Raw genomic sequence first — 23479 nt, forward strand, 5'->3', positions numbered from 1 at the left:
GTGGGGACGAAGGCGCCCGCAGGGCTGTAACTGGAAAGCCGCGATTATCCCACCGACCTCGCGGCCAGCACCAGCGTGTGGTTTTGAATAGAAATGGGTGCTAGCGCTTATCTAGCAAGCGCCAATTGCTATCAAAAACAGAGCTTTCGAATGGCTTGCAACAAAACGCTGTGCGGTTGCGCCCTTCGGCGTGCTAGCCCGCCGGCTGCGCCCCTTCGCGCAGCCCATAGCGGCGCACCACCTGGGCGCGTTGGCGCGGGTCGATGTTGATGTGGGTTGCATCGCGCCCCGCCATGGCCAGCAGGCGTGGGTCCATCACGCGGCGCCACAGGGGCGGCACGTAGGCCAGGGTGAACATGCCGAAGTAGCCAATCGGTAGCTGCGGCACATGGTCGAAATGCCGCAGCGACTGGTAGCGCCGCAGCGGATGCGCGTGGTGGTCGGAATGCCGTTGCAGGTGAAACAGCGCCCAGTTGGAGAACAGGTGGTTGCTGTTCCACGAGTGGTGTGGCTGGCAGGGCTCGTAGCGGCCGCTGGCGTCTTGCGTGCGCAGCAGGCCGTAGTGCTCTACGTAGTTGGCCGAGGTGAGCTGAAAGTTGGCCCAGAACGAGGCCACTACCAGAAACGGCAGCACGAAAAGGCCCAGCCACAGGGCCAGGGCGGTCCATAGCAGCAGGGTAATCAGCGCGGGCTGCAGGATTTCGTTGTGCCAGGAAAACTGCGGTTGTTGCTGGCGCGCCAGCCGGTCTTTCTCCAGCGCCCAGGCCCGCCGCAGGGCGCCGGGCATTTCGCGCAGCGCGAAGCGGTAGATCGACTCGCCCATGCGCGACGACGCCGGGTCGGCCGGGGTTGCCACGTCGCGGTGGTGGCCCCGGTTGTGTTCGATGAAGAAGTGCCCGTAGGCCGTGGGTGCCAGTACCAGCTTGGCCAGCCAGCGTTCGAGCTTGGAGTTCTTGTGGCCCAGCTCATGCCCCAGGTTGATGCAGAAGCCGCCCACCGTGCCCGTGGTCAGCACCATGGCCAGCACACCATGCCAGGGCAGGGGCTGAGTGGCCACAAACCAGGTGCTGAAGATGAATGCCGCCCACAGCACCGGCACCAGCAGGTAGGTGATGCGGCGGTAGTAGCGGTCTCGCTCCAGCGCCGGGACGGCGGATTCGGGTGGGTTGCTTTGGTCCACGCCCAGCAGCCAATCCAGCAACGGCGCTACCAAGTAGAAAAACACCACCGGCGTCCACAGCGCCAGCGTCTCACCGGTCCAGAGCATCAGCGCGGGGCCGACGCCCACGGTGCACGGCACCACCAGCGACAACAGCCATGCGTACCGCTTGCGGTCGCGGTAGGTGGTGTCGTCGTAGCGGGTGGCTTGCAGCATGGTCCAGGGCGTGGCGTGGTGGGTCGGCTCCGGGGAAGGAGAGCCATGCCAGTCATTCTGGTCAAGCGCCTTCGAAATGCCAGATCTTTTTGACCAAAGTGAGGCCGGGAGAAGATTGTTGACAATGCCGCCAACGGAGATTCTCCGCGGGCAGGTTGCCCTGCCTCAAAACCGGGCATAGGGGCTATCGGCGATACTCCCGGCGCTTGCGATTGACGGTGGCACGACAGCCGCTGCCTTGTTTTCTGCCTCCCCCTCATGCACCACACCATTTTTGACACTCCGGTTGTCAACACGCTCCTGCGCGCTTTTTCCCGTTTCACACTGCGCATCACCGGCTGGAAGATTGAGGGCGCCTTGCCCGCCCACGCAGCCAAAAGTGTGCTGATTGCCGCGCCCCACACCAGCAACTGGGACTTGCCTTACACGCTAATGCTGGCGTTCTCGCTGCGCTTGCGGGTGTACTGGATGGGCAAGCAAAGCCTTTTCAAGGCGCCGTTTGGTGGCGTGATGCGCTGGCTGGGCGGCATTCCGGTGAACCGGGAGCAGTCCAGCAACCTGGTCGCCACGTCGGCCCAGGCTATGCGGGAGGCCGAGGGCCCCATGCAGCTCATCGTGCCGCCCGAGGGCACCCGCGGCAAAACGCGGCACTGGAAAACGGGCTTTTATTTCATCGCCCAGCAGGCCGGCGTGCCCATCGTGCTCGCGTTTGTGGACTACGGCCGCAAGGTGGGCGGACTGGGGCCAGTGTTCGAGCCTACGGGCGACCTGGACGGCGACATGGCGCGCATCAAGGCGTTTTATGCGCCGATCCAGGGGAAGAACCCGAAGCAATTCGAGACCTGATGCAGGTCATTGAATTTTGGTGAAATTTGGCTCCATCGCTTATCTATAAAGCGGAAGCAGCTATCAAAAATGAAGTTATTGCGGGCGTTAATGGTGCTCACGCCCCCACGCTGCGGCGATCAATCTTGCGGCTGAGCACGATGCTGGTCTGCGTCTGGTGCACGCCGTCCAGTTGGCCCACCTTGTCGAGCAGGGCATCGAGCTGCTCATGGCTGGTGCAGCGCAAGAACACCAGATAGTCAAACGGCCCGCTCACGGCCGATACTTCTTCGACCTCGGCCATGGCCTCCAGCGCGCGCAGCACGGTGGGCGCGGTTTTGGGCAGCACGCTGATGCTGCACCAGGCCCGCACGGTGGTGGCATCGAGCTGGGTGCCCAGTCGCACCCCATAACCCGCGACCACCCCCGAGCGCTCCAGCCGCGCGATGCGCGCCACCACGGTGGTGCGGGCCAGCCCCAGCTTGCGTGCCAGCGTGGCCGTGCCCTCGCGGGCATTGGCCTGCAGCAGGCTCAGCAGCTGACGGTCGGTGTCGTCCAGGGGTTGTGTCATGGGCTCCTACCCAAAAAGTCATAACGTCCATCATATTCGCCGTTATGGCAAAACAAAGAGCATTTTTCGACGTTATTGGCGCTACACATTGTCAGCACCCTTGCCTAGCATCAAGGCATCTTCAACACCGCTCACTGCTTCACGCAGTGACCACCACCGGGAGTGCCGCCATGACCACCCTTTCCAACACCTCCACCGCCACCCACACCGCCACTCACCGCGCCATCACCATCCTGGGCGCGGGCCACATCGGCTTTGCCATGGCGCTGCTGCTGCAGCAGGCCGGCGACTACGACATCCTGGTGGTGGACCGCGACCCGGCGCGACTGGCCGAGGTGGCTGCGCTAGGCGTCTCGACCCAGTTGGCGACAGACGACGCAAGCCTGCAGACCGCCATCGATGGCCGTTTTGCCGTGCTGAACGCGCTGCCGTTTCACCGCGCCGTGCCGGTGGCGACGCTTTGTGCCGCAGCCGGAGTGCACTACTTTGACCTGACCGAAGACGTGGCAAGCACCCGGGCCATCCGGGCACTGGCGGCCAACGCCCGCAGCGTGCTCATGCCCCAATGTGGCCTGGCCCCGGGTTTCATCGGCATCGTGGGCAACGATTTGGCGCGCCGTTTTGACACCCTGCACACGCTGCGCATGCGCGTGGGCGCGCTTCCGCGCTACCCCCAGGGCGCCCTGCGCTACAACCTGACCTGGAGCACCGAAGGGCTCATCAACGAATACTGCAACCCCTGCGAGGCCATTGTGGACGGCGTGCGTACCACGGTGCCCGCGCTGGAGGGGCTGGAAACCTTTGCGCTCGACGGCGTGGAATACGAGGCCTTCAACACCTCGGGTGGGCTGGGCACATTGACGGAAACGCTGGCAGGGAAGGCGCGCCAGGTGGACTACCAGTCCATCCGCTACCCCGGCCACAACGCCATCCTGAAGCTGCTGCTCAACGACTTGCGCCTGCGCGACCGGCGCGATCTGCTCAAGGACATTCTGGAGACGGCCATTCCGACCACCGACCAGGATGTGATCGTGGTGTTTGCCACCGCATCCGGCCTGAAGGGCGGGCGGCTGGTGCAGGACTCGTACTCCGCCCGCATCGTGGGCACCCTGGTGGGGGGGCACACAATTAGCGCTATCCAGCTCACCACGGCGGCGGGCATCTGCACAGCACTGGACCTGGTGGCCCAGGGCCGGTTGCCTCAGCGGGCTTTTATAGGTCAGGAAGCGGTGGGGCTGGGGGATTTTCTGGCTAACCGGTTTGGGATGGCGTATGCGGGGGAGCGCCTGAAAGCAGATTTGGCCGTATAAAATGAAAAATTGAAATTTGTACGGCTAATGGACTATCTCCCCCTTCCGGACAGTGCTGCGCGGCAGTTCATCGACTCGATCACCATCTTCGAGGAGTACCAGCGCACCCGCAAACAGGCATCGCAATATGCGGGCGGCATGTACTGGAAGGCACAAGGCCCGTACGAATACCTTGTAAAGACCCAGCGCGACAACAGCCAAGAGCGCATCGGACCGCGCAATGAACAAACGGAGTGGGTCTACAAAGAGTTCACAAGTCGCAAGACAGCCGTGGAGGACCGTCTCAAGACTCTGCGCGCTGCGCTCACTGACGCTCAGCGGCTGAACAAGGCCTTGAAAGTCGGCCGTACCCCTGCGATGGTGATCGACATTCTGCAGGCGCTCGAAGACGCGGGCCTGGCGGAGCACTTCACCGTAGTTGGGACGCATTCGCTGTATGCGTACGAAAGCGCAGCGGGTGTGCGCATCGTGCAAGGCGCATTGGCTACGCAGGATGTGGATCTGCTGTGGGATGCCCGCCGCAGGGTGCGGTTCATCACCGAGATGGAGCGTTCGGACGTGTCGATGCTTCAGGTGCTGCAACGCGCAGACTCCACCTTCCAGCGCAAGGAAGGTCAAAACGAGACTGCCATCAACGCCAAAGGCTTTGAGGTGGACTTCCTGCGCAGGATGGCCGAGGGCGACGACCCGCCCCCCCTTCCGCTTCTCTTCCGACGAGGATGATCTGTGGCCTGTGCAGGCCGTCCGCGCTTCGGTACTGACCACCTCGCCGCGCTTCGAGCACGTTGTGGCATCGGCCACCGGACACATGGCGATGATGCGCACCATCGCTCCGGCAACCTTCGTGAAATTCAAGCGTTGGATGGCAGAAAAAGCCCCCGCGCGCGAACCACTCAAGCGCAACCGGGACCGCCGCCAGGCCGACATCGTTCAAGGTCTGCTCGACCAAAGAATGCTGGTGTCCTGACGGTGAACTTCCGAGGGGTTAGCGTCCGCCAGGCTTCTGGTACATCCCCTCAATCGCCTCGGCAAAGTGCGCCATCAGGTTGTTGCGCTTGAGCTTGAGCGTGGGCGTCATGAAGGTGTTTTCAATCGTCCAAGGCGTGAGCGTCAGGTGCACCGTGCGCGGCACGGCATAGCGGGCAAAGCTGGCGGTGTTCTTTTCGATGCGGGCCAGCACGGCGCGGTGCACGCTGGGGTGGTTCAGGCTGTCGGCGTCTTGGGTCGAAAGACCCAGATCGCCCGCCAGCCGCTGCCATTCATCACGCTTGAGCACGGCCACGCAGGCGATGAAGGGGCGGTTTTCGCCCACTACAAAGGCCTGCTCCAACAAAGGGTCGGCCAGCAAGGCCAGCTCCAGGTCGCCCGGCGGGATCTTTTCGCCGGTGGAGGTGACGATGATTTCCTTGATGCGGCCCTTGATGTAGATGCGGCCGTTCACGATCTCGGCCTGGTCGCCCGTGCCCAGCCAACCGTCGGCGCTCAATATCTTTGCCGTGTCTTCAGGGCGCTTCCAGTAGCCCTTCATCACGATGGGGCCACGCACCTGCAGCTCGCGGTTGTCGCCGATGCGCACGTCCACACCGGGCAGGGCCTTGCCCACGCAGGCGGGGTCGTTATCCTCCAGAGAATTCACCGACACCACGGGCGCAGTTTCGGTCATGCCATAGCCCTGCACCAGCGGCAGGCCCAGGCCCAAAAAACACTTGGCGATGGTCGGCGACAGCGGCGCGCCGCCGCTCACTGCCACCCGCACGCGGCCGCCAAATTGGGCCAGTAGCGGCTTTGCCACCAGGGCTTGCAGCACCGGCCAGGGCAGGGCAGCCATCCAGCCTGCGGCCTGGCTGCTGGCGTCGGGAGTCGGCGTGGGCAAGCCTTGGGCGGCGCAAAACCGCGCCCAGCCCTTGTTCTGCGCGGCTTCATACAGCTGCATCTTCCAGGGCGTGGGTGACAACTTTTCGAGCAGCTTGGCGTGGATGCGCTCGTAGATGCGCGGCACCGACACCAGCACCGTGGGGCGTACCGTCTTCAGGTCTTCGGCCAGTTGGGGCACCGAGCGCGCGTAGGCCACGCAGCTGCCCGCCGCAATCGGCAGGTAGTACCCACCAGTGCGTTCAAACGTGTGCGACAGCGGCAGGAACGACAGGAACACGTCCTCCACCGTGGGCGCAATGCGCTCCAGCACGGCCTTCACGTCGCTGATCACGTTGTGGTGCGTGAGCATCACGCCCTTGGGCTTGCCCGTGGTGCCAGAGGTGTAGACGATGGCCGCCAGGTCGTCTGCCTCCGGGACTTTTGGAACGGGTGCGCTGCCCGCATGCGCCGCACCGGCCAGCCATTGCGCCAGCGAACCGACCGCAGGGCCGTCCCCAGACGCTGGTATTGCGGTGAGCGAGGCGCCCTCATCTGTGATGACCACTGCACGCAGGGCCGGAAATGGCGTGCCGACGGCCTGAATTTTTTCCCACTGCTCCACGTGGCTCACAAAGAGCATCGACGCCTCGCAGTCGGCCAGGATGTAGGCAATGCTGCCGGGGTTGTCGATGGCATGCAGCGGCACGGGAACGCAGCCGGTGGCCAAGGTTGCCTGGTCCGCGCACATGGCGTTCAGGCCGTTGGGCAGCAGGATGGCGATGCGCGCCGCTGCGGGCAGTTGCAGGGATATCAGCGCCTGCGCCCAGGTCGCAATGCGTTGTGCTGCCTGTGCCCAACTGAGGCTTTTCCAGGACTGGTGGGCGGGGTCGTATGCGCGGTAGGCCTCACCCTGCGGCGTCTGGCCTACGCGGTAGGCCAGCAATTGAGGAAGCGTCTGAACGTCAGAAATTGAGGTGGGGGTGGTGGTGGAGGTCATCTAGCTCGCAAAGTGGGCCGCAACAGGGCTTGAAATCGGGCGCGCGGTCAGGACGGCGCCAAAGGGTTCGCCCTAGTCGGGGGAAACCCGCAGGATCATAGCCAGCCCCAGTGCTTACATCGGCAATCTGTCGGCCTGCTTTGTTAGAAATAGTGCATTCCTGAAGATGGAATGCCTGACAAGAGTGCAGGCGGTCCTTCAGCGGCCGCACAAGGTCGCTGAGCAGGGCGCAGATGCCTGCCATGGGCACAATATGCCCGCACCAGCCAGCCAGCCAGCCACCACACATCGCATCGCACACTCATATGGACCCCGTCACCATATTCTTTATTGCCACTCTGATGATGCTGGCAAACGGCGGCGTGCTTGGCCTGATGCACAAGGACCTGCCACAGCCCATGCGGCCTGCGGCGGCCAGTTGGCGCATTGCCACGCTGCTGTTTGCAGGGGGCTCCATCCTTTTTGCGGCGCAAGGGTTGAACCCTCCTGGCTATACGCTGGTCCTGGCCAATGGGCTGGTGATGTTCGGGCTGACCGGCTATTTGCGCGCGCTGCGGCAGTTTTATGGTTTGCAGGACCAGCTTTGGGTGGTGGTGCCTGCGGTGCTTGGCACCCTGGCCTTGTTCTGGCTTACCCTGGTGTCCGCCGACGCAGGTGGCCGCATCCTGGTCGTGTCGGCAGTCTGGTCGGTGTTGATGGTGGCCAGCATTGTTTTGCTGATCTCGCAAGAACGCCGCGACGGCGCACGCAGCCGCCGCGTGATGGCCGCCCTGTTTACCGCCGTGGCCGTGTTCGTCATGTTCCGGGCCGGTTACTACATTGCGCTGGGTGTGAACCCGGCCTTCAGCGTGCTGGGGGCAGGCGCCTGGATGAACGTGGCCACTCCCATGGTGGCAGCCACCTTGCCGGTGATAGGAACCACAGCGTTTTTGCTGATGTGCTCTGAGCGTATCCGCCGCCAGTGGGAGCGGGCGGCATCCACGGACTACCTCACAGGGCTGCCCAACCGGCGCACGCTGGTGGAAATGGGCGAACAGCGCTTTGACCATGCCCGCACCAGTGCGCCTGCAGGCGGTTTTGCACTGGCCGTCGTTGATATAGACCACTTCAAGCGGATCAATGATGAGCACGGCCATGAAATGGGAGACGTAGCTCTCAAACATGTGGCAGCGCGGCTGCAGTCGGCGTGCCGAGGGGCGGAACTGCCGGCCCGCCAGGGCGGTGAAGAGTTTGTCGTGTTGTTTGACCACTTGACCCCACAAAACGCCCATGCAGCTGGCGAACGCCTGCGTAACGCGGTGGCACAGATGCCCTTTGTGGCGGGTGAACTGGTGCTACCACTGACTGTGTCTATCGGTGTGGCTGTTCTCGTTCAGGGGGACACCAGTTTTGACAGCGTGTTGCGTCGCGCAGATGAAGCCCTCTACGCAGCCAAGGCGGCGGGGCGCAACCGTGTGGAAGTAGCCGCCTGACCGACTGAATCTCCGATCCAGGGAGGGACCGCACTCCCCCAATCGTTTGGCCCACTCTTCAGGTCGCCGCTTCCAGCCCCTGCGCAAAATGCGCCTGCATCGCCTTCACCGTCGCCTTGGCATCGCGCGCCATCATCGCGCCGAGGATGGCGCGGTGCTCTTTCAGCGAATCCTCGATCCGCCCCTGCTTGAGCAGTGAGTTGTGGCGGTTGAGCTTCATCACCTTGCGCAGGTCGGCCACCATCTGGCTGCGCCAGCGGTTGTCGGCCAGCTCCAGCAGCAGCATGTGAAAGCGCTCGTTGACTGCAAAAAAGCGCTCACGCTCATTGGCGGCTGCCTCCAGCTCGGCATGCAGATCCTGCAATGCTTGCAGCTGAGCCGGTGTGGCGGTGGTGGCCACCACGCCTGCCGCATCGCTCTCCAGCAGGCTGAGCAGGTGGTACACGTCGCGCAGGTCTTTTTCGCTCATCTCCGTCACATAGGCTCCACGGCGCACCTTCATCGTGACCAGGCCTTCAGCGGCCAGCACCTTCAACGCCTCGCGCAGGGGCGTGCGGCTGATGCCGAATTCCTCGGCAATCTTAAGTTCGTCAATCCAGCTGCCCGGCTCCAGTTCGCGACGGAAGATGCGCTGGCGCAATTGCTCGGCCACTTCTTCGTAGAGCGCACGGGGAGTGAGGGTGAGGGCAGACATGGGGTGGATTGTAAGCTGGGCGGAATATTTTGAATCAATAATTATGAATGATGTAAACTCGCCGCCACACCACTGCACCTGTGCGGTCGCCGCCTGTGCGCTGTGTTGGACGCACCAACGCCATCTTCGGAGTAGCTTTTGCCATGAGTGACAACCCCACCAACAACGCCCCAGAGTTCGCCGCGTCTTCGCTGGAAGCCTGGGCCAAGGCCGCAGCCAAGTCGGCGCCGGGGGGCGATGTCAGCGCCCTCAACTGGGTCACGCCCGATGGCATCACCGTCAAGCCGCTGTACACCGCCGAAGACACGGCCAGTCTGCCGTACGCCAACACGCTGCCGGGTTTTGAGCCCTATCTGCGCGGCCCCCAGGCCACCATGTATGCGGTGCGCCCCTGGACCATTCGCCAATACGCAGGCTTTTCGACCGCTGAAGAATCCAACGCCTTCTACCGCAAGGCCCTGGCTGCGGGCGGGCAGGGCGTGTCGGTGGCGTTCGACTTGGCCACCCACCGGGGCTATGACAGCGACCATCCTCGCGTGACGGGCGATGTGGGCAAGGCCGGCGTGGCGATTGATTCGGTCGAAGACATGAAGATCCTGTTCGACCAGATCCCGCTCGACAAGGTGTCCGTGTCGATGACCATGAACGGCGCCGTGCTGCCCGTGCTGGCGGGCTATGTGGTGGCGGCAGAAGAGCAGGGCGTCTCGCAAGACAAGCTCTCCGGAACCATTCAGAACGACATTCTGAAAGAGTTCATGGTGCGCAACACCTACATCTACCCGCCCAAGCCGTCGATGAAGATCATTGGCGACATCATCGAGTACACGGCCAAGAACATGCCGAAGTTCAACTCGATCTCGATCAGCGGCTACCACATGCAGGAAGCCGGGGCCAACCAGGCGCTGGAACTGGCCTTCACCCTGGCCGACGGCAAGGAATATGTGAAGACCGCCATCGCCAAGGGCATGGACGTGGACGAGTTCGCCGGGCGCCTGTCGTTCTTCTGGGCGATTGGCATGAACTTCTACCTCGAAGTCGCCAAGATGCGCGCCGCGCGCTTGCTGTGGTGCCGCATCATGAAGGCCACGGGCGCCAAGAACCCCAAGAGCCTCATGCTGCGCACGCACTGCCAGACCTCGGGCTGGAGCCTCACCGAGCAGGACCCCTACAACAACGTGGTGCGCACCACCATCGAGGCCATGGCCGCCGTGTTTGGCGGCACCCAAAGCCTGCACACCAACAGCTTTGACGAAGCCATTGCGCTGCCCACCGAGTTCAGCGCTCGCATTGCGCGCAACACGCAGCTCATCATCCAGGAAGAGACCCACATCACCAACGTAATCGACCCCTGGGCCGGCAGCTACATGATGGAAAAGCTGACCCAGGACATGGCCGACGCGGCCTGGAAGATCATCGAAGAGGTCGAGGCCATGGGTGGCATGACCCAGGCCGTGGACAGCGGCTGGGCCAAGCTCAAGATCGAAGCAGCTGCCGCCGAGAAGCAGGCGCGCATCGACAGCGGCAAGGACGTGATCGTGGGCGTCAACAAATACAAGCTGGCGAAGGAAGACCCGGTCGACATCCTGCAGATCGACAACATGAAGGTGCGTGACGGCCAGATCGCTCGCCTGCAAAAGATCCGTGCAACGCGCGATGCCGCCAAGGTGCAGGCAGCGCTGGATGCTCTCACTTCCGCAGCAGAAAGCGGCGAGGGCAACCTGCTCGACCTGTCCATCCAGGCTGTGCGTCTGCGTGCCACAGTGGGCGAGATCAGCGATGCGCTGGAGAAGGTTTTTGGGCGCCACCGCGCCGATACGCAAAAGGTGACCGGTGTGTACGCAGCTGCCTATGACTCGGCCGAAGGCTGGGACAAACTCAAGACCGAAATCAACGCCTTTGCCGAAGAACAAGGCCGCCGCCCCCGCGTGATGATCGCCAAACTGGGCCAGGACGGCCACGACCGGGGCGCCAAGGTGGTGGCCACCGCCTTTGCTGACCTGGGCTTTGATGTGGACATGGGCCCGCTCTTCCAGACCCCCGAGGAATGTGCCCGCCAGGCCATCGAAAACGACGTGCACGCCGTGGGCGTGAGCACGCTGGCTGCAGGCCACAAGACGCTGGTGCCCGCCATCATCCAGTCGCTCAAGGACCAGGGTGCGGACGACATCATCGTGTTTGTGGGTGGTGTGATCCCGGCGCAGGACTACGACTTCTTGTACGAGTCGGGCGTGAAGGGCGTGTACGGCCCCGGCACACCAATCCCCGCCAGCGCCAAGGATGTGCTGGAGCAGATTCGCAAGGCGGTGGCGTGACACCTGCGGCGCTTCTTGACGGGGTGGTGCAGGGCACGGCGGCGGTGCAACGCCGCGCCATGTCCAAAGCCATCACGCTGCTCGAATCGACGCGGGTGGACCATCGCGCCCAGGCCGACGAGCTGCTGACCCAGCTGCTCCCGCACACGGGCAAGGCCTTCCGCCTCGGCATCAGCGGCGTGCCCGGCGTAGGCAAATCCACCTTCATCGAAGCCTTGGGCCTGTACCTGATCGCCCAGGGCCACCGCGTGGCCGTGCTCACCATCGACCCCTCCAGCACCGTTTCGGGCGGCTCCATCCTGGGCGACAAGACGCGCATGGAACACCTGTCGGTGCACGAAAAGGCCTACATCCGCCCCAGTCCCTCCAGCGGCACGCTGGGCGGCGTGGCCGAGAAGACCCGCGAGGCCATGCTGGTCTGCGAAGCTGCAGGCTACGACGTGGTGATCGTCGAAACCGTGGGCGTGGGCCAGAGCGAGATCGCGGTGGCAGGCATGACGGACATGTTCGTGCTGATGCAGCTGCCCAACGCGGGCGACGACCTGCAGGCCATCAAGAAGGGCGTGATGGAAATTGCCGACCTGGTGGTCATCAACAAGGCCGACATCGACAAGAACGCCGCCACACGGGCCGAGGCACAAATCACCTCCAGCCTGCGCCTCTTGAGCCAGCACGGCAACCCGGAAAACGCGCACCACGACGAAACGCTGTGGCACCCGAAGGTAGTGCAAATCAGCGCGCTGCTGGGGCTGGGCGTAGACAGCTTCTGGGCCGCCGTCACGCAGTTCCGCCAGCTGCAAACCGCCAACGGCCGCCTGGCCACGCGGCGCGAGAAGCAGGCGCTGTCCTGGATGTGGGAGCGCATCGACGCAGGCCTCAAGCTCGCGTTTCGCCAGCACCCGCAGGTGCGTGAGCTACTGCCCCAGATGCAGGCCGATGTGGCAGCAGGGCGCATTGCGGCATCGACTGCAGCACGAAATCTGCTGCTAGCGCAATCCAATTATGCGCTGGCAGCTATCAAATAAATAGTAGACACCAACCCATTCACCAAAGGACGACCATGCAAGACATCCTGGAGCAACTGGAGAAAAAGCGTGCCCTGGCACGCCTGGGCGGCGGGCAAAAGCGCATTGATGCGCAGCACGCCAAGGGCAAGCTCACGGCGCGCGAGCGCATTGAGCTGCTGCTGGACGACGGCACGTTCGAAGAATGGGACATGTTCGTCGAACACCGCTGCACCGACTTTGGCATGGAGGACAACAAGATCCCCGGCGACGGTGTGGTGACAGGCTACGGCATGATCAATGGCCGCCTGGTGTTCGTGTTCAGCCAAGACTTCACGGTGTTTGGCGGTGCGCTCAGCGAAACCCACGCCGAAAAGATCTGCAAGGTGATGGACCAGGCCATGAAGGTCGGCGCTCCGGTCATCGGCCTGAACGACTCGGGCGGCGCCCGCATCCAGGAAGGTGTGGCGTCCCTCGGCGGCTATGCCGATGTGTTCCAGAAGAACGTACTCGCCAGCGGCGTGATTCCGCAGATCAGCATGATCATGGGCCCGAGCGCCGGTGGCGCCGTGTACTCGCCCGCCATGACGGACTTCATCTTCATGGTCAAGGATTCGAGCTACATGTTCGTGACCGGCCCCGAAGTCGTGAAGACCGTGACCCACGAAGAAGTCACCGCCGAGGAACTGGGCGGTGCCGTGACGCACACCACCAAGAGCGGTGTGGCCGACATGGCGTTTGAGAACGACGTGGAGGCGCTGATGATGCTGCGCCGCCTGTACAACTACCTGCCGCTCAACAACCGTGAGAAGGCTCCTGTTCGCCCCAGCAACGACCCGGCCGACCGCATGGACCTGAGCCTGGACACCCTGGTGCCCGAGAACCCCAACAAGCCGTACGACATGAAGGAGCTGATCCTCAAGACGGTGGACGACGGTGACTTCTTTGAGCTGCAGCCCGAGTACGCCAAGAACATCCTCATCGGCTTTGCCCGCATGGAAGGCCAGACCGTGGGCATCGTGGCCAACCAGCCGCTGGTGCTGGCGGGCTGCCTGGACATCAAGAGTTCCATCAAGGCCGCACGTTTTGTGCGCTTCTGCGACGCGTTCAACATCCCGGTGGTCACGTTTGTGGATGTGCCCGGCTTCATGCCCGGCACCAGCCAGGAGTACGGCGGCATCATCAAGCACGGCGCCAAGCTGCTGTACGCCTATGCTGAGTGCACCGTGCCAAAGATAACCGTCATCACCCGCAAGGCCTACGGCGGTGCATACGACGTGATGAGCTCCAAACACCTGCGCGGCGACGTGAACCTGGCCTGGCCCAACGCTGAAATTGCGGTGATGGGCGCCAAGGGCGCGGTGGAGATCATCTTCCGCGAAGACAAGAACGACCCCGTGAAGCTGGCCGCGCGTGAGGCCGAATACAAGCAGCGTTTTGCCAATCCGTTTGTGGCCGGTGCTCGCGGCTTTATCGACGACGTGATCCTGCCGCACGAGACACGCAAGCGCATCTGCCGCTCATTGGTGATGCTGCGCGACAAAAAGCTCGAAAACCCGTGGCGCAAGCACGGCAACATCCCACTGTGAGCGGACAAGGAGCATAAGAACATGTTTACGAAAATCCTGATCGCCAACCGTGGCGAAATCGCCTGCCGCGTCATCGCTACTGCCCGCAAGATGGGCATCAAGACTGTCGCCGTCTACTCCGACGCCGACAAGGAAGCCCGCCACGTCAAGCTGGCCGACGAGGCCGTGCACATCGGCGCTGCTCCCAGCCGCGAGTCTTACCTGCTGGCCGACAAGATCATTGCGGCCTGCAAGCAGACCGGTGCGCAGGCCGTGCACCCCGGCTATGGCTTCCTCTCCGAGAACGAAGCCTTCGCCAAGCGCTGCGAGGACGAGGGCATTGCCTTCATCGGCCCCAAGGCGCATTCCATTGCGGCGATGGGCGACAAGATCGCGTCCAAGAAGCTGGCCAACGAGGCCAAGGTCAACACCATCCCGGGCTACAACGACGCGATTGCCGGGCCCGAGCAGGCGGTGGAAATTGCCAAGGGCATTGGCTACCCCGTGATGATCAAGGCCTCGGCCGGTGGCGGCGGCAAGGGTCTGCGCGTGGCGTTCAACGACAAGGAGGCGTTCGAAGGCTTTGCCAGCTGCCAGAACGAAGCCCGCAACAGCTTTGGCGACGACCGCATCTTCATCGAAAAGTTTGTGCAGGAGCCGCGCCACATCGAGATCCAGGTGCTGGGCGACAGCCATGGCAACGTGATCTACCTGAACGAGCGCGAGTGCTCCATCCAGCGCCGCCATCAGAAGGTGATCGAAGAGGCGCCGTCGCCATTCATCAGCGACGCCACCCGCAAGGCCATGGGCGAGCAGGCGGTGCAACTGGCCAAGGCCGTCAAGTACCAAAGCGCGGGCACGGTGGAGTTCGTTGTCGGCAAGGACCAGGATTTCTATTTCCTGGAGATGAACACCCGCCTGCAGGTGGAGCACCCGGTGACGGAATGCATCACCGGCCTGGACCTGGTGGAGCTGATGATCCGCGTGGCGGCGGGCGAGAAGCTGCCCCTGACCCAGGCCGATGTGAAGCGCGACGGCTGGGCCATTGAGTGCCGTATCAACGCCGAAGACCCGTTCCGCAACTTCCTGCCGTCCACGGGCCGCCTGGTGCGCTTTCAGCCGCCGGAGGAGTCGATGTTCCAGTCCGATACGACCAAAAAATTGGGCGTGCGGGTGGACACGGGCGTGTATGAGGGCGGCGAGATCCCCATGTACTATGACTCGATGATCGCCAAGCTGATCGTGCACGGCACGGACCGCAACGATGCCATTGCCAAGATGCGCGCTGCGCTGAACGGCTTTGTGATTCGCGGCATCAGCAGCAACATCCCGTTCCAGGCCGCGCTGCTGGCGCACCCCAAGTTTGTGACGGGCGACTTCAACACCGGCTTCATCGCCGAAAACTACGGCAAGGGCTTCCACGCCGAAGACGTGCCGCACAGCGACCCGCTGTTCCTGGTGGCGCTGGCCGCGTTCATGCACCGCCGCTACCGCGCCCGCGCCTCGGGCATCAGTGGCCAGCTGGCCGGGCACGAGGTGAAGGTGGGCGAGGAGTTCGTGGTGGTCACGCTGGGCGCCGAAGGGCAGAACCAGCACCATGAGGTGACGGTGTCCGACTTTGAAGACAAATCGGGCTCCAGCGCTGTGTTGGTGGGCGGTACCAGCTATCAGATCAGTAGCAACGCCACGCTGGGCCAGATTCGCGTGCAGGGCGCCTGCAACGGCCAGGGCTTTACCGCCCAGGTGGAGCGCGGTGTGGGCAAGAACCCGCTGGCGCTGCGCATTGCGCACAACGGCACGCAGATCGATGCGCTGGTGCTGTCGCCCCTGGGCGCCAAGCTGCACAAGCTGATGCCGTTCAAGGCACCCCCGGATCTGTCTAAGTTTCTGCTCTCGCCCATGCCCGGCCTGCTGGTCGATGTGGCGGTGCAGCCGGGCCAGAAGGTGCAGGCCGGTGAAAAGCTGGCCGTGATCGAAGCCATGAAGATGGAGAACATCCTCTTTGCCGCGCAGGATGGCGTGGTCGGCAAGATCACGGCGGGCAAGGGCGATTCGCTGGCGGTGGACCAGATCATTCTGGAATTCGTCTGATGGTGCCTGTGCCTCGCGCCCCATCCTGCAGCCTGCGATGACAGCGGTGGCTGTGCGCACGCTGCTGGCGCTGGTCGGCGGCGTGCTGTTTCTGGACGGCGCGGTGTTGATAGTTCTGGGGCACTTCAACCTGGGCACCATGTTGCCCGTTGCGCTGGGGGCGTTGTTTCTGGCCATTGTGGTGCGGTGGGCATCCCTCACGCGCTGGCGGCACCATGACCGGCGGCGCCAGCAGTGGTGGCGCGCGGGCTGGTGGGGGCTGGCTGCGTGGATGCTCAGCGTGGGGGTTTTCTGGGTTTTCTTCTTGCGAGGTGCTGGCGTTTCTCCGCCAGAGGCACCGCCTGTGCAGGCCATCGTGGTGCTGGGAGCGGGCATCCAGAACGGACAGCCCCGCCCGGCGCTGGCGGCGCGGCTGGACACCGCGGCCGCGCTGGCCCGTTTGCAGCCTGAGGCGCTGATCGCTGTGTGTGGTGGGCAGGTCTGGGGCACTACGGACACCGAGGCGGAGGTGATGGCGCGTTATCTGCAAGAACGCCACGGTATCGCGCCGGAAAGCTTGGTGCTGGAGAAGGACAGCACCAGCACCGAGCTGAATCTGGCATTAAGTCGCCCCTTGCTGGAGGCGCGCGGTGTTGCCGCCACGGTCCCGCTCGCGCTGGTGACCAGCGACTTCCATCTGCCTCGTGCTCTGCGCATTGCCCAGCGCCATGGCTTTACCCACATGGTGCCGGTAGCGGCACCCACGCCCCTGGCCACGCGCTACAACGCCTGGCTGCGCGAGTACTTCGCCACGCTCAGCAGCTGGGTGTTGAACGAAGGGTAGCCGGGAGCAAGTTATTTTTAGGTCAAATTGGCCTCTAGCGCTTTATCCATAAGCGCAAGTAGCTATCAATCAAGGAGCAAACACAATGACCACATCCCTTCATCGCCCGTTCAAAGTCCTGGGCATTCAGCAGGTCGCCATTGGCGGCACCGACAAGCAGCGCATGAAAACCCTGTGGGTGGACATGCTGGGCCTCACCCAAACCGGCACCTTCCAGAGCGAGCGCGAAAACGTGGACGAAGACATCCTGGCCATGGGGCAGGGTGCCTACAAGGTCGAGGTGGACATCATGCAGCCGCTGGACATCGACAAAAAACCCGCCGTGCACACCACGCCGCTCAACCACATTGGGCTATGGATCGACGATTTGCCCAAGGCCGTGGAATGGCTCACGGCCCAAGGCGTGCGTTTTGCGCCCGGCGGTATCCGCAAAGGCGCGGCGGGCTACGACATCACGTTTTTGCACCCCAAGAGCAATGACGAGTTTCCCATTGCGGGCGAGGGCGTTTTGATCGAACTGGTGCAGGCCCCGGCCGACGTGATTGCGGCACTGACCTGATAGTTGCGAAAGGCCGGCATCCAAAGTGCACCAACGTCGGCCATCTCCAGGCGTTGCTCGGCTGCACAGAGTGTCAGATGGGAGCAGATAACCACCACAACGGGGCTGTTGAAGGCGCCAAGAAGCTGACTGCCCCAAAGGCCCGGCAAGTTCAATCAACGTGCAGCCTTCTGCTTCTAAAAAGTTCAGAAATTGACGGTTGTTGATGCCTCGTTTTTCTTGGCATCTTTTGTGACCCTGTGGCGTGCTTTTGTGCCGTTTTCTCGTCCAGAATCCGCCCACCTCGCAGCGCGCCATGCCAAACCATTCGTGGTGTGCCGTGCGCGCGGTGTCGCTAAACAACTTCTTAAGCCTCGGGTGGCTCCTTGCCACGGTGGGGCGAATGCCTTGAAGGGAATCGATCGCCATGTCCTCCACGACCCTTGCCATGCCCGCCGCCCAGCCTGTGTCGCCAGCACCCACCGTACAAAACGTCCAGGTGCACCGGCGCCCAGCCATTGCCACCTCACAAGGCCCGTGGAGCGTGGAAGCCATCCAGGCGTTGCTCGACAAGCCCTTGATGGACCTGCTGTTTGAAGCGCAGACCGTGCACCGCCAGCACTGGCCTGCGGGCGACATCGAGCTGGCCACGCTGCTGTCCGTCAAAACCGGCGGCTGCCCCGAGAACTGCGGCTACTGCCCGCAGGCGGCCGAATTTGACACCGGCGTGAAGGCCGACAAGCTGATGGAGGTGGACGAAGTGGTGCGCGCTGCCCAGGCCGCCAAGGATGCGGGGGCCACGCGGTTTTGCATGGGCGCCGCCTGGCGCGCGCCCAAGGACCGCGACATCGAAAAAGTCAGCGCCCTGATCGGTGCCGTGAAGGGCCTGGGCCTGCAGACCTGCGCCACCCTGGGCATGCTCGAATCGCACCAGGCGCAGGCCCTCAAGGATGCGGGGCTGGACTACTACAACCACAACCTGGACACCGCCCCTGAGTACTACACCGATGTGGTGAGCACCCGCGCCTACCAGGACCGGCTGGACACACTGGCGCATGTGCGCAGCGCGGGCATCAGCGTGTGCTGCGGCGGGATTGTTGGCATGGGCGAGGCGCCCGTGCACCGCGCTGGCCTGATCGCCCAGCTGGCCAACCTGCAGCCGTACCCCGAGTCGGTACCCATCAACAGCCTGGTGCGCGTGCCCGGCACGCCCCTGGCTGACAGCGAGCCCATCGACCCGTTCGATTTTGTGCGCATGATCGCCGTGGCCCGCATCACCATGCCCAAGGCCCGGGTGCGCCTGTCCGCGGGGCGCCAGCAGATGGGCGAAGCCGTGCAGGCGCTGTGTTTCATGGCGGGCGCCAACTCCATCTTTTATGGCGACAAGCTGCTGGTGACCGGCAACCCCGATGTCGAGGCTGACGTGCAACTGCTGGCCAAGCTGGGCCTCAACGGACACCGCACCACCACTTCCTCTGAAAGTGGGGCAGAGGAAAGCGCCGCAGGCGCCTGCTGCTGAGAGCGTGGCGGTTAGCCGCCGCTGCTGCTGACGCTGCCTTCGCCGATGACCACACCCTCGGTAGAGAGGTCCTGGGCAATGCGGTCGCGTTGCGCCTGCAGCGCATGTTCGTTGTCGGCAAACTGCTGCGCAATGCGCCGGAACTCTTCGGAGAGCGAGAGGAAGGCGTCCACCATGTCGGGGTCGAAGTGGCTACCTCGGCCGTCGCGGATGATTTCTACCGCCGTCTCGTGGGAGAAGGCGGCCTTGTACACGCGCTCGGAGATCAGCGCGTCATACACATCGGCCACCGCCATGAGCCGTGCCGACAGGGGGATGGTGTTGCCCACCAGCCCTTCGGGGTAGCCTGAGCCGTCCCACTTTTCCTGGTGGCTGTAGGCGATCTCCTTGGCGTAGCGAAAGAACGGGTTGTTTTGCGTGGTTTCGGTTTCTGCCGCCACGATGGCGTCCCGGCCCAGCGTGGTGTGGGTCTTCATGATCTCGAACTCTTCAGGCGTCAGCTTGCCCGGCTTGAGCAGGATGCGGTCGGGGATGCCAACCTTGCCAATGTCGTGCAGGGGGGCGGACTTGAAGATCACCTGGATGGCGTCTTCCGTGAGTTCGTCGCGAAAGCGCGGATGGTCCTGCAGCTTGCGGGCCAGCGCTTCCACATAGTGCTGCGTGCGGCGGATGTGGTTGCCGGTCTCGTTGTCCCGCGTTTCGGCCAGCGATGCCATGGCGCGGATGGTGGCGTCCTGCAGCTCCGCCAGGGCGCGCGTGCGGTTGGCCACCTCCTGCTCCAGAAAGTGGTTGTGGTGGGTCAGCAAATCCCTCGCTCGCTTGAGCTGCAGGTGGTTGCGCACGCGCGCCATGGTGATGGCGGGGTTGACGGGCTTGGTGATGTAGTCCACTGCGCCCAGCTCCAGCCCCACCGTTTCGTCGTCGGTGGCGCTCATGGCGGTGAGGAAAATCACCGGAATGTCTTCGGTCTCGGGGTTGAATTGCAGGCGCCGCAGCACCTCGTAGCCATCCATGTCCGGCATCATGATGTCGAGCAGGATCAGATCGGGCTTTTCGGCCGCCACGATCTGCAGCGCGCGTTCGCCGGTGGGTGCCAGCTTGACCTTGTAGTCGGGGCGCAGGAGGTCGCTCATCAGCGACAGATTGCCCGGGGTGTCATCCACCACCAGCACCGTGCATTTGCCGCTCAATTCCAATGGGCTATTCATGAACTGGGTCCTCCTTGTGTTGTATATCGTTCCCCGCCTTGCGCAGCACGTCGAGCGCATCGGCAAAGAGGTAGTTGTCGAGCAGCCGCTTCATGTCGGCGTACGCGGGGCCCAGCAGGGCCTGAAGACTGGGGCCGGAGTCCTTGAACAACTCGATGGCGTCGGAATCACTGTCTTCCAGCAGGGCGCCAAGGCGTTCCACCAATGCGCGGGCCTGCGCGCCATCCAACGGGGTTCTGGCAGCGCTCCCCGTGCCGGGCGTGTCTGCCTCAGGGGGCAGGGCGCTCTGCAGCGCAGCCACCAGGGTCTGGCAGGCGGTGTCTACGGGCGGGAGCAGGGCTTCGAGGGCGTCGGCGGTCGCGTTGTGTGCAATGGCTTGCTCCGCCGCGCCTGCCAGTTCGGCCAGGCCCACCGCGCCTATGGTGGCAGCGGTACCTTTGAGTGTGTGCATGGCGCGCTGCGCCGCCTCTGGCTGGCCGGCCGCGAGGTGCGCGCGCGCTTCTTTCACCGCGCTGCCTTGTCCGGCCACGAATTTGCGCAGCAGGCTCTCATAGGCCGTACGTTTGCCGAGTACACGCCGCAGCCCGGCGGCGGTGTCCAGACTTTCGATGTGTGTCAGCGGGTCGGGGGTGTCCGCCAGCGCCAAGGAAGGAGCGCCAGGCACCGCAGGTTGCAGGGCAACAGTCTTGCCGCTGGCGCCTCCAGTGTGCGGCAGTGCAATCCATTGCAGCAGGGCGGCGAACAGCGCGTCGGGGTCAATGGGCTTGGCTATGTGGCCGTTCATGCCCGCTTCCAGGCACTGCTCGCGGTCGCCGCTCATCGCGTTCGCGGTCATCGCCAGCACCGGCAGGCGCGCCCAGGCGGGGTTCTGGCGCAATTGGCGCGTGGCGGTGAGGCCGTCCATCACCGGCATCTGCATGTCCATGAGGACGATGTCATAGGTGCCTCGGGCCAGCATGTCGAGTGCGGCCTGGCCGTTGTCGGCCACATCCACCACCAGCCCGGCGCTGGCCAGCAGTTCGCTGCCCACCTGCTGGTTCAGGTCGTTGTCGTCCACTAGCAGCACGCGCGCCCCCTGGATCGATGCCAGGTTGGCGCCCCGTGCCGCTGAGGCTGGCAGGCGCCGCCCGTCGTCCACCCGCTGCGCGCCCCCCAGTGCCCGCATGGCGGCATCAAAAAGCTGAGATGGGTTGACGGGCTTGGTCAGCATCAGCCCGATGCCGGTGCGTGTGAGTTCGGCCAGAACGTCGTCACGCCCATGCGCGGTGACGATGACCGGGCGCGGAGGGTGGGGCAGTTGGGCCAGCTGGCGGGCGGTTTCAAAACCGTCCATACCAGGCATCTTCCAGTCCAGAAAGGCGATTTCGCAGGGCCTGCCTGCCAGGTCCGCGGCGCGTGCCAGGTCCACGGCCTGCGCCCCCGAACTGGCCAGCGTGACCGAAAAACTCATGCTGGACAGCAGCTCGGCCAGGATCTGCCGGGCCTGTTCGCTGTCGTCCACCACCAGCACGCGGCGGCCACGCAGGTCGGGTTCCGGCAGCAGTGGCCGCTGCACGGCCGCGCCCAAACCCAGTCGCGCCGTGAACCAGAAGGTGCTGCCCTTGCCCGGCGCGCTGTGCACGCCCACCTCGCCGCCCATCAGGCTGGCCAGTTTCTTGGAAATCGCCAGGCCCAGGCCGGTGCCGCCGTACTTGCGCGTGGTCGAGGTGTCGGCCTGCTCAAATGAGCGAAACAGGCGCGCCTGCTGTTCTTCGGTCAGGCCGATGCCCGTGTCCTGCACTTCAAAGCGCAGCAGCACGCCCTGGGTATCCCGCGCTGCTTCGCGTACCCGCACGATGATCTCGCCCTCGTCCGTGAACTTGACGGCATTGTTGGCGTAGTTCACCAGGATCTGCCCCAGCCGCAGGGGGTCTCCACGCAAGTCGGCGGGCAGGTGGGAGTCCACGTCGAACATCAGCTCCAGGCCTTTGCTGGCGCATTTCTCGCCCAGCAGGTTGGCCACGTTGTCGAGCACGGCATGCAGGTCGAAATCCACCACCTCGACTTCGAGCTTGCCCGCCTCGATCTTGCTGAAATCCAGGATGTCATTGATCAGGCCCAGCAGGTGCTGTCCCGACCGCTGGATCTTTTCGACGTAGTCGCGCTGGCGCGCGGTCAGCTCGGTGGCCAGCGCCAGGTGGCTCATGCCAATCACGGCGTTCATGGGCGTGCGGATCTCGTGGCTCATGTTGGCCAGGAAGTCTGATTTCATGCGCGATGCGTCCTCTGCCTTGGCGCGGGCCACCTCCAGTTCATCCTCATGTTCCTGCAGCGCGGCGTTGGCTCGCTGCAGCTCCGTGGTGCGCTGGGCTACCCGGGCCTCCAGGGCTTCCTCGTTGCGCTTGAGGGCTTCCACCAGCTCGGCCTGGGCCTCCAGGGCCTGGGAGGTGGCCTTTTCACGCTGGAGGAACTGGCGCGCCATGGCAATGGCCAGCAAAAAGGTCAGGATGGCCTGGAACGCGGTCAGCCCGGTGGTCAGCAGGGTCTGGTGCTTGACCTCTTCGTTGCGCCGGTCGCCCAGCAAGGCGGAGATGCGCGATGCCTGCAGTGACAGCTCTTGAACGATGTCGCGCAGCTTGTTCAGCTCGGCCCGCAACAGACGCATATTTGTCTGGCTCGATGCCGCGTCCACACTCTGCCCGAAATGGTTGTCCCCTGCGGCGACAAACTTCTGCAGTGCTTCCAGGGCTGTGGCGTAGATCGGTTCCTCCTGCATCAGCGTGCGGGCGGTGCCGCTCTCCAGCGCGCTGAAGCGGCTCAGGAACAGGTCATAGCGCAGCTCGAGCCGGTCCATGGGCAGGCTGGGTGGGTCCAGCTCGAACTGGTGCAGGGCGTGGTCGAGCTTCTCGTACTCCACATTGAGCTGCAGGAACGACCACAGGGCATTGACATCGCCCCGGCGCATGACCGCCTCGACGCTGCGGTACTGGTGGTACTGCACCCCGGCAATGGCCACATACGCCACCACCAGGCCCGCGATGATCAGCCGCAGAAAGTGCTTGCCCCGGATCATGGTGTGCTTCCTGGGAAGTTGGGAGGAGGGGGCAGGGGCTAGCGAATCCGCAGGATATGGAGCTGCCAGGCGGCGCGGTTGTAGTACAGCTCGCTGCGCAGCTCTGCCTTGGAGTCAAACGGATAGACGATGAAAAGCAGCCCCTTTTCGCGCACACGCATGGGGCGGTTGTTCATGAGCCGGGCAACGATCACGTCGTGGCGCGTGGCATCGTCGATGGGGATTTCCGTCTTGTAGTCGTTGAGCGCCACCGCTGTGATGTTCTT

General features: G+C 63.8%; 19 protein-coding genes. 12 read left to right on the plus strand and 7 right to left on the minus strand.

Annotated elements, in window-relative coordinates:
* Window positions 1–193 precede the first annotated feature (193 nt).
* On the minus strand, window positions 194–1375 hold the full coding sequence (locus NFX52_RS10970) for an alkane 1-monooxygenase (protein WP_055397860.1): 1182 nt from the start codon (window positions 1373–1375) through the stop codon (window positions 194–196).
* 258 nt (window positions 1376–1633) lie between these two features.
* Between NFX52_RS10970 and NFX52_RS10975 the strand changes: the two genes are divergently transcribed.
* The gene (locus tag NFX52_RS10975) at window positions 1634–2221 is read left to right on the plus strand and encodes a lysophospholipid acyltransferase family protein (protein ID WP_055397861.1); all 588 of its coding nucleotides are present in this window, start codon (window positions 1634–1636) and stop codon (window positions 2219–2221) included.
* Between the two features lie 97 nt (window positions 2222–2318).
* Here the strand turns inward: NFX52_RS10975 and NFX52_RS10980 are convergent, their stop codons facing one another.
* Window positions 2319–2771, minus strand: coding sequence for an Lrp/AsnC family transcriptional regulator (locus NFX52_RS10980; protein ID WP_055397863.1), 453 nt, complete (start codon window positions 2769–2771; stop codon window positions 2319–2321).
* Window positions 2772–2941: 170 nt separating this feature from the next.
* Between NFX52_RS10980 and NFX52_RS10985 the strand changes: the two genes are divergently transcribed.
* From NFX52_RS10985 to NFX52_RS10995, 3 genes are read left to right on the plus strand one after another with little or no spacing between them, the layout of a single operon-like run.
* Window positions 2942–4081: a saccharopine dehydrogenase family protein gene (locus NFX52_RS10985; RefSeq protein WP_055397954.1), complete on the plus strand. Its 1140-nt coding sequence runs from the start codon at window positions 2942–2944 to the stop codon at window positions 4079–4081.
* A gap of 27 nt (window positions 4082–4108) precedes the next feature.
* Window positions 4109–4804: a GSU2403 family nucleotidyltransferase fold protein gene (locus NFX52_RS10990; RefSeq protein ID WP_252635638.1), complete on the plus strand. Its 696-nt coding sequence runs from the start codon at window positions 4109–4111 to the stop codon at window positions 4802–4804.
* Window positions 4805–4814: 10 nt separating this feature from the next.
* Window positions 4815–5048 (plus strand): GSU2403 family nucleotidyltransferase fold protein, encoded by a 234-nt coding sequence (locus tag NFX52_RS10995; protein WP_252635639.1) that lies wholly within the window; start codon window positions 4815–4817, stop codon window positions 5046–5048.
* Window positions 5049–5066: 18 nt separating this feature from the next.
* Here the strand turns inward: NFX52_RS10995 and NFX52_RS11000 are convergent, their stop codons facing one another.
* Window positions 5067–6932 carry an AMP-dependent synthetase/ligase gene (locus NFX52_RS11000; RefSeq protein WP_055397865.1) on the minus strand — a complete coding sequence of 622 codons (1866 nt, stop codon included), beginning with the start codon at window positions 6930–6932 and terminating at the stop codon, window positions 5067–5069.
* Window positions 6933–7237: 305 nt separating this feature from the next.
* Here NFX52_RS11000 and NFX52_RS11005 point away from each other — a divergent pair, with 305 nt between their 5' ends.
* The gene (locus NFX52_RS11005; RefSeq protein WP_055397866.1) at window positions 7238–8404 is read left to right on the plus strand and encodes a GGDEF domain-containing protein; all 1167 of its coding nucleotides are present in this window, start codon (window positions 7238–7240) and stop codon (window positions 8402–8404) included.
* A gap of 58 nt (window positions 8405–8462) precedes the next feature.
* On the opposite strand, the gene NFX52_RS11010 is transcribed toward NFX52_RS11005, so the two are convergent.
* Complete coding sequence (locus NFX52_RS11010; protein WP_055397867.1) at window positions 8463–9098, minus strand: GntR family transcriptional regulator; 636 nt, start codon at window positions 9096–9098, stop codon at window positions 8463–8465.
* Between the two features lie 143 nt (window positions 9099–9241).
* Here NFX52_RS11010 and scpA point away from each other — a divergent pair, with 143 nt between their 5' ends.
* The 7 genes from scpA (at window position 9242) to bioB (ending at window position 18953) form a co-directional block, all read left to right on the plus strand.
* Complete coding sequence (gene scpA / locus NFX52_RS11015) at window positions 9242–11410, plus strand: methylmalonyl-CoA mutase (protein ID WP_055397868.1); 2169 nt, start codon at window positions 9242–9244, stop codon at window positions 11408–11410.
* Window positions 11407–12435, plus strand: coding sequence for a methylmalonyl Co-A mutase-associated GTPase MeaB (gene meaB, locus NFX52_RS11020; protein ID WP_055397869.1), 1029 nt, complete (start codon window positions 11407–11409; stop codon window positions 12433–12435). Before scpA ends, meaB begins: the two co-directional genes overlap by 4 nt.
* 35 nt (window positions 12436–12470) lie before the next feature.
* The gene (locus tag NFX52_RS11025; RefSeq protein ID WP_055397871.1) at window positions 12471–14003 is read left to right on the plus strand and encodes an acyl-CoA carboxylase subunit beta; all 1533 of its coding nucleotides are present in this window, start codon (window positions 12471–12473) and stop codon (window positions 14001–14003) included.
* Window positions 14004–14024: 21 nt separating this feature from the next.
* Entirely contained in the window at window positions 14025–16073 is a 2049-nt protein-coding gene (locus tag NFX52_RS11030; protein WP_055397872.1) for an acetyl-CoA carboxylase biotin carboxylase subunit, read from the plus strand.
* Between the two features lie 37 nt (window positions 16074–16110).
* The gene (locus NFX52_RS11035) at window positions 16111–16896 is read left to right on the plus strand and encodes a YdcF family protein (protein ID WP_055397874.1); all 786 of its coding nucleotides are present in this window, start codon (window positions 16111–16113) and stop codon (window positions 16894–16896) included.
* A gap of 85 nt (window positions 16897–16981) precedes the next feature.
* Complete coding sequence (locus NFX52_RS11040) at window positions 16982–17455, plus strand: VOC family protein (RefSeq protein WP_055397875.1); 474 nt, start codon at window positions 16982–16984, stop codon at window positions 17453–17455.
* Between the two features lie 406 nt (window positions 17456–17861).
* Window positions 17862–18953 (plus strand): biotin synthase BioB, encoded by a 1092-nt coding sequence (gene bioB, locus NFX52_RS11045; RefSeq protein ID WP_082437415.1) that lies wholly within the window; start codon window positions 17862–17864, stop codon window positions 18951–18953.
* Between the two features lie 11 nt (window positions 18954–18964).
* Here the strand turns inward: bioB and NFX52_RS11050 are convergent, their stop codons facing one another.
* The 3 genes from NFX52_RS11050 to NFX52_RS11060 all read right to left on the minus strand — a co-directional run.
* A complete protein-coding gene (locus NFX52_RS11050; protein WP_055397878.1) occupies window positions 18965–20161 on the minus strand; it encodes a response regulator in 1197 nt (398 codons plus the stop codon).
* A complete protein-coding gene (locus tag NFX52_RS11055; protein ID WP_055397880.1) occupies window positions 20154–23213 on the minus strand; it encodes a hybrid sensor histidine kinase/response regulator in 3060 nt (1019 codons plus the stop codon). Before NFX52_RS11055 ends, NFX52_RS11050 begins: the two co-directional genes overlap by 8 nt.
* 38 nt (window positions 23214–23251) lie before the next feature.
* Window positions 23252–23479: putative pterin-binding protein (locus NFX52_RS11060; protein WP_492759467.1), on the minus strand; the 228-nt coding region annotated here is incomplete at its 5' end.

Origin of the sequence: Acidovorax facilis (assembly GCF_023913775.1) — a bacterium.
GTDB lineage: Bacteria > Pseudomonadota > Gammaproteobacteria > Burkholderiales > Burkholderiaceae_C > Acidovorax > Acidovorax facilis.

Coding starts and splice junctions, on each gene's coding strand:
- NFX52_RS11030 (WP_055397872.1), top strand. CDS start 14,025: ATGTTTACGAAAATCCTGATCGCCAACCGTGGCGAAATCGCCTGCCGC.
- NFX52_RS11050 (WP_055397878.1), bottom strand. CDS start 20,161: ATGAATAGCCCATTGGAATTGAGCGGCAAATGCACGGTGCTGGTGGTG.
- NFX52_RS11055 (WP_055397880.1), bottom strand. CDS start 23,213: ATGATCCGGGGCAAGCACTTTCTGCGGCTGATCATCGCGGGCCTGGTG.
- NFX52_RS10990 (WP_252635638.1), top strand. CDS start 4,109: ATGGACTATCTCCCCCTTCCGGACAGTGCTGCGCGGCAGTTCATCGAC.
- NFX52_RS11025 (WP_055397871.1), top strand. CDS start 12,471: ATGCAAGACATCCTGGAGCAACTGGAGAAAAAGCGTGCCCTGGCACGC.
- NFX52_RS10980 (WP_055397863.1), bottom strand. CDS start 2,771: ATGACACAACCCCTGGACGACACCGACCGTCAGCTGCTGAGCCTGCTG.
- NFX52_RS11000 (WP_055397865.1), bottom strand. CDS start 6,932: ATGACCTCCACCACCACCCCCACCTCAATTTCTGACGTTCAGACGCTT.
- NFX52_RS10985 (WP_055397954.1), top strand. CDS start 2,942: ATGACCACCCTTTCCAACACCTCCACCGCCACCCACACCGCCACTCAC.
- NFX52_RS11010 (WP_055397867.1), bottom strand. CDS start 9,098: ATGTCTGCCCTCACCCTCACTCCCCGTGCGCTCTACGAAGAAGTGGCC.
- NFX52_RS11035 (WP_055397874.1), top strand. CDS start 16,111: ATGACAGCGGTGGCTGTGCGCACGCTGCTGGCGCTGGTCGGCGGCGTG.
- NFX52_RS11040 (WP_055397875.1), top strand. CDS start 16,982: ATGACCACATCCCTTCATCGCCCGTTCAAAGTCCTGGGCATTCAGCAG.
- scpA (WP_055397868.1), top strand. CDS start 9,242: ATGAGTGACAACCCCACCAACAACGCCCCAGAGTTCGCCGCGTCTTCG.
- bioB (WP_082437415.1), top strand. CDS start 17,862: ATGTCCTCCACGACCCTTGCCATGCCCGCCGCCCAGCCTGTGTCGCCA.
- NFX52_RS11005 (WP_055397866.1), top strand. CDS start 7,238: ATGGACCCCGTCACCATATTCTTTATTGCCACTCTGATGATGCTGGCA.
- NFX52_RS10975 (WP_055397861.1), top strand. CDS start 1,634: ATGCACCACACCATTTTTGACACTCCGGTTGTCAACACGCTCCTGCGC.
- NFX52_RS10970 (WP_055397860.1), bottom strand. CDS start 1,375: ATGCTGCAAGCCACCCGCTACGACGACACCACCTACCGCGACCGCAAG.